This is a genomic window from Sphingomonas sp. (assembly GCF_051962185.1).
Classification (GTDB): domain Bacteria; phylum Pseudomonadota; class Alphaproteobacteria; order Sphingomonadales; family Sphingomonadaceae; genus Sphingomonas.
On record NZ_JBQCCN010000146.1, the window covers coordinates 1 to 4,528 of the forward strand.

The following is a 4,528-nucleotide window of genomic DNA, read 5'->3' on the forward strand; positions in this document are numbered from 1 at the left end:
GGCTGATCGCGGCGCACAAGGTGCGGCCGGCAATCCTGGTCGCGGTGTGGAACAACGACAACCGGCTCGGCGAATACATGCCCCAGGCGGCCGTCCCGGCGGTGGGCGCGAAGGGCGACCCCAGGGCCGACGACCTGTTCCGCAAGCTGCCGGTCGAGCGCGCGAAGATCGCGGGCGATGCCTATGTCCGGTTTCTGGCGACCGAGCTCAAACCGATGAGCGACCGACAGTACAGGACATGGAGCGGGCAGACAGACACGATGCTGATGGGGTCGAGCATGGGCGGGCTGATCTCGGCTTATGCCCACACCCGCTATCCCAGGGTGTTCGGCGCCGCGGCGTGCCTGTCGACCTCCTGGCCGATCGGCGACGGCTTCGCCGAGCGCTGGTACGAGGCGCATCTGCCGCCCAGGACTGCGCGGCTCTATTTCGATTACGGCACGGGCACCAATGACGGCACGATCGAGCCGTTCCAGCACAAGCTCGACGCGGCGGCGGGCGCGCGCGGTGGCCATTGGGTCAGCCGGGCGTTTCCCGGCGCCGAGCCTAGCGAACGCGCGTGGCAGGCGCGGGTCGATGTCCCGCTGACGTTCCTGCTCGGGCGCTGACGGGAAGCGGCGGCGCTTCCCAAAAAAGAAGGGCCGTCCCCGGCCCCGGCGCGGCCGCCCCGATGGCGGCCGCCGGTTGGCGAGTGCGTGATCCGGCCGCTCCGTCCGCTCGCCGCGGAGGGGCGGCGTCCCGGTCAGGCGACCGGGACGAACGAGGTGGCGGCGTTGACCAGGACCATGGTGCAGACGAGCGCGCTGAACACCGAGAAGGCAACCTGCTGAGCCGAAGCGAAACGAAGCGACATGACCTTAACTCCCTTGATCGTGCCGGTCAGCGGACCATCCGATGACCGATGCCGATACGATTGCAGGGAGCGTGCCAGTTTTGTAAGCGATTGAAATCACTGCAATTGAAATTTTAGCAAAGCCACAATTGGTGGTTTCTGCTAAAGTATCAGCGCAATTTTCACCGTTTATCGGCAAAAACTACTGATCGATGTGGATGCAATTCCGTCCATCTTCCTTGGCCGCGTACAATAGCCGGTCGGCGCGACCCAGCGCCGAGCCGATCGTGTCCCCCGGCTCGACCGCGGTGAGGCCGGCCGAGAAGGTGACGGCGCCGAGCGGCGCATCGGTTTCGCGCAGGCGATAGCGCTTCGCCGCGACCGCGGCGCGCGCGCCCTCGAGCGTCGACAACGCGTCGGCCGGCGCCAGCCCGGTGAACATCACGACGAATTCCTCGCCGCCATAGCGCGCGACGAGATGCTCGTCGCAGCCCGAGCGCAGCGCCTCGGCGATCGCCTTGAGCACGCGGTCGCCGACGACGTGACCGAAGCGGTCGTTGACCGACTTGAACTTGTCGACGTCGCAGATCGCGACGCTGACATTGGCGCGCTCAGTCAGTGCGGTGGTGAAGGCGTCCTCGAACGCGCGGCGATTGGGCAGCCCGGTCAGCGGGTCGCGGCGGGCATCGTCGCGCGCTTCCTCGAGCTCGTGGCGGAGCTTGTCGGCTTCCTGGGTGACTTCGCTCAGCTTGGCTTCCGCGGACAGCACGCGGTCGAGCATCGAACTCGCCATGCGCACGACCTCGTCGATCGCGCTGCTGTCGCCGGTGGCGCGGATCGCGTCGCGCGACGCGCGCAGATCCCGGCCGAACCCGCGCGTGTCGGCATGGAACGCGCGAACGGTGTCGCTGAAGCCTTCGACCTGCATCTGGGCGCGCGCGACCAGCGACTGAACCTTGTTGTCGGCGACGACGGTCAATTGCGGTGGAGAGGACGGTTCGGGCGGCGCGCCCGCGGGTGTACCGGCCACGGCATGCCCGCCCAGCTCCTCGATATCGCGCGAGCTCAGCCGGACGCCGCCGTCGGTCAGCCGCGCGACCGTCGCCGCGAGCGGGCCGCGTTCGTCGCTCAACACCTTGTGCGCGAAGGCGTAATGTGCCGGGTCGACACTCAGGCGATGCCGCGCGAGGAACTCGCCGATCGCGGCATACAGCCGGTCGGATGCTCCGTTCGAATTGTGTACGGCGCTCGCCACCGTCCGCTCCCTTGCCAATCGCCTGTCCATCGACGGCAAGGAGAGCTAGCGGCGATTGGCTAAGATCGCGTTTGCGAACCTGTCCGACAGGTGGCGGTCATGCCGGCGTCGCTGCCCATTTTGGCGGCGTCGGCGATCGCTCTATTTGAGCGCCTTCACCGCCTCCAGCGTCAGCGTGATGTGATCCGCCGGCGACATGTTCGAATGGACGAAGGTGATCTTGCCGTCGCGGTCGATGACGTAACTCGTGCGACTGGTGATGTCGCGCGCCTTGCCGGTCTTGGGATCGGTGAACTGACGGCCGAGATTGACGTCATAGGCGGAGACGATGCGCGGACCGGCGCTGGCGACCGGGAACTTACCGGCGCATTTCTCGGACGAGAATTTGACCAGGGTCGGGACGTCGTCGGTCGACATGCCGATCACGGTCGCGCCGGCGGCTTTGAACTTGTCGATATTCTCGGCGAAGTCGTGCGCTTCCTGGTTGCAGCCCGAGGTGTAGGCGGCGGGGAAGAAATACAGCACCACCGGGCCCTTCTTGAGCTGGTCGGCGAGATGGAGGCGAAACACCTTGCCGGCGATCGCGCCGCGCGTGTTGAAGTCGGGCGCCTTGGCGCCGGTCGACAGCGAGGCGGCGGCGGGCATCGCGATGGTGGCGAGCGCGAGGGGGATCAGGCGAAGCGGCAGGCGCATGGACGACTCTCCGAAGGACGTGGGGCGCGGCAAGGCGTGCGCTTCCTAGACCCGGTCGGGTTGGGATGCCAGAGCGGAGATAGCTGCCCAAACCTTCCTCCCCCTCGACGGGGGAGGATACGGAGACTTGGGTCGGCGTCAGCCGGCCCTAGTCGTAGTTGGAGAGGGTGGGGCCACAGGAGACACCATCGCCGTCCACCCTCTCCAAGCTACGCTAGCGAACAAGTTCGCAAGCTTCGCTATCCTCTCCCGTCAAGGGAGAGGATCGGCTGGGGCATTGCCGCCCTCTCCCTCACCCCCTATCGCCAAGCCATGCGCATCACCGATACCGACATCGCCCTTGCCAATGCCCTGGCCGACGCCGCCGGCGCCGCGATCCGTCCGCATTTCCGCGCGCGCTTCGATGTCGAGATGAAGGACGATGCGTCCCCCGTCACGATCGCCGACAGGGCCGCCGAACAGGCGATGCGCGCCTTGCTCGCCGCCGAGGCGCCGCGCGACGGCATCGCGGGAGAGGAATTCGGCACCACCGAGGGCTCGACCGGGCGGCAATGGGTGCTCGACCCGATCGACGGGACCCGCGCCTTCATCGCCGGGCGGCCGTTGTTCGGCACCTTGATCTCGCTGGTGATCGACGGCTGGCCCGCAATCGGCATCATCGACCAGCCGATCCTCAAGGAACGCTGGGTCGGCGCGATCGGGCGGCCGACCCTGTTCAACGGCAAGCCCGCCCAAACGCGCCCCTGTCGCGAGCTGAGCCACGCGCTGCTCGCCACGACGTCGCCGGCCTTGTTCGACGATTCGCAGCTCCATGCCTTCGAGCATCTCGACGGCGCGGTACGCTCGGTCGTGCTGGGCGGCGATTGCTACAATTACGCCACGCTGGCGTCAGGCTGGCTCGACATCGTGGTCGAGGCGGGCCTCAAGCTCCACGACTTCGCCGCGCTGGTGCCGGTGGTCGAGGGCGCGGGCGGGCGGATGTGCGACTGGTCGGGCGATCCGCTGACCGCGGCCAGCTCGGGCGAAGTCGTCGCCGCGGGCGATCCCGCGCGGGTCGAAGAGGTGCTCGAAGCGCTGGCGTGCCGCGGCCATTGATCCGCCGGCCGGGCTATGCGCTCGCCGCGCTGGCGGTGTTCCTGATTGAGGCCGCGATCGCGCTCTGGGTCCATGACGCGATGGTCCGTCCGCATGGCGGTGACGTGCTTGCAGTCATATTGGTCTATCTCGCCCTGCGTGCGGTGACGCCGGCCGGCGTCAGGGCGAGTGCCGCCATCGCACTCGCCTTCGCCTTCGCGGTGGAAGCGGCACAATGGATCGGGCTGGCTGCGATGCTGGGGCTGCGGCCGCACGGTGTCGGCGAAACCATGCTCGGATCGAGCTTCGACACCGGCGACCTGATCGCCTATTGCCTCGGCGTGATCGCGATCCTGGTGGTCGAAAAGCTGCGCGCCCGACGGTCCTGACGCGCGACGCCGCCACGTCGCAGTTGCATTTCCCGAGACTCGCCGCTATGCGCGCCAGCTTCCCGAGCGATGCGTGGAAAGAACGGCCCGGCCATCAAGGGCTGCCGCGGCTGTTCCAGTCTCGCTCAAACCGAAAGGACCAAAATGCCCAAGCTCAAGACGAAGAGCGGCGTCAAGAAGCGCTTCAAGCTCACCGCCACCGGTAAGCTGAAGCACGGCGTCGCCGGCAAGCGCCACCGGCTCATCAGCCACAACGGCAAGTACATCCGCCAGAACCGCGGCACC

6 protein-coding genes are annotated in these 4,528 nt (G+C 67.4%); 4 read left to right on the plus strand and 2 right to left on the minus strand.

What is annotated here, in order from left to right; genetic code table 11:
* A partial coding sequence (locus ACTHJR_RS09100) for an alpha/beta hydrolase (RefSeq protein ID WP_440522828.1) occupies positions 1–608 on the plus strand: 608 nt, incomplete at its 5' end.
* Positions 609–1,034: 426 nt separating this feature from the next.
* On the opposite strand, the gene ACTHJR_RS09105 is transcribed toward ACTHJR_RS09100, so the two are convergent.
* Together ACTHJR_RS09105 and ACTHJR_RS09110 are read right to left on the minus strand one after the other, a co-directional pair.
* Complete coding sequence (locus ACTHJR_RS09105) at positions 1,035–2,087, minus strand: GGDEF domain-containing protein (protein WP_440522829.1); 1,053 nt, start codon at positions 2,085–2,087, stop codon at positions 1,035–1,037.
* 141 nt (positions 2,088–2,228) lie between these two features.
* Positions 2,229–2,780, minus strand: a complete 552-nt coding sequence (locus tag ACTHJR_RS09110; RefSeq protein ID WP_440522830.1) for a peroxiredoxin — start codon at positions 2,778–2,780, stop codon at positions 2,229–2,231.
* Between the two features lie 312 nt (positions 2,781–3,092).
* Here ACTHJR_RS09110 and hisN point away from each other — a divergent pair, with 312 nt between their 5' ends.
* The 3 genes from hisN to ACTHJR_RS09125 form a co-directional block, all read left to right on the plus strand.
* Complete coding sequence (gene hisN / locus ACTHJR_RS09115) at positions 3,093–3,875, plus strand: histidinol-phosphatase (RefSeq protein ID WP_440522831.1); 783 nt, start codon at positions 3,093–3,095, stop codon at positions 3,873–3,875.
* Positions 3,872–4,243 (plus strand): DUF2809 domain-containing protein, encoded by a 372-nt coding sequence (locus ACTHJR_RS09120; protein WP_440522832.1) that lies wholly within the window; start codon positions 3,872–3,874, stop codon positions 4,241–4,243. The genes hisN and ACTHJR_RS09120 overlap by 4 nt, the downstream gene beginning before the upstream one ends.
* A gap of 144 nt (positions 4,244–4,387) precedes the next feature.
* On the plus strand, positions 4,388–4,528 hold a 141-nt coding region (locus ACTHJR_RS09125; protein ID WP_440522833.1), incomplete at its 3' end, for a large ribosomal subunit protein bL35.

What these genes read in the sequence shown, in the direction of transcription:
- ACTHJR_RS09110 (WP_440522830.1), bottom strand. Translation starts at nt 2,780, where the DNA reads ATGCGCCTGCCGCTTCGCCTGATCCCCCTCGCGCTCGCCACCATCGCG.
- hisN (WP_440522831.1), top strand. Translation starts at nt 3,093, where the DNA reads ATGCGCATCACCGATACCGACATCGCCCTTGCCAATGCCCTGGCCGAC.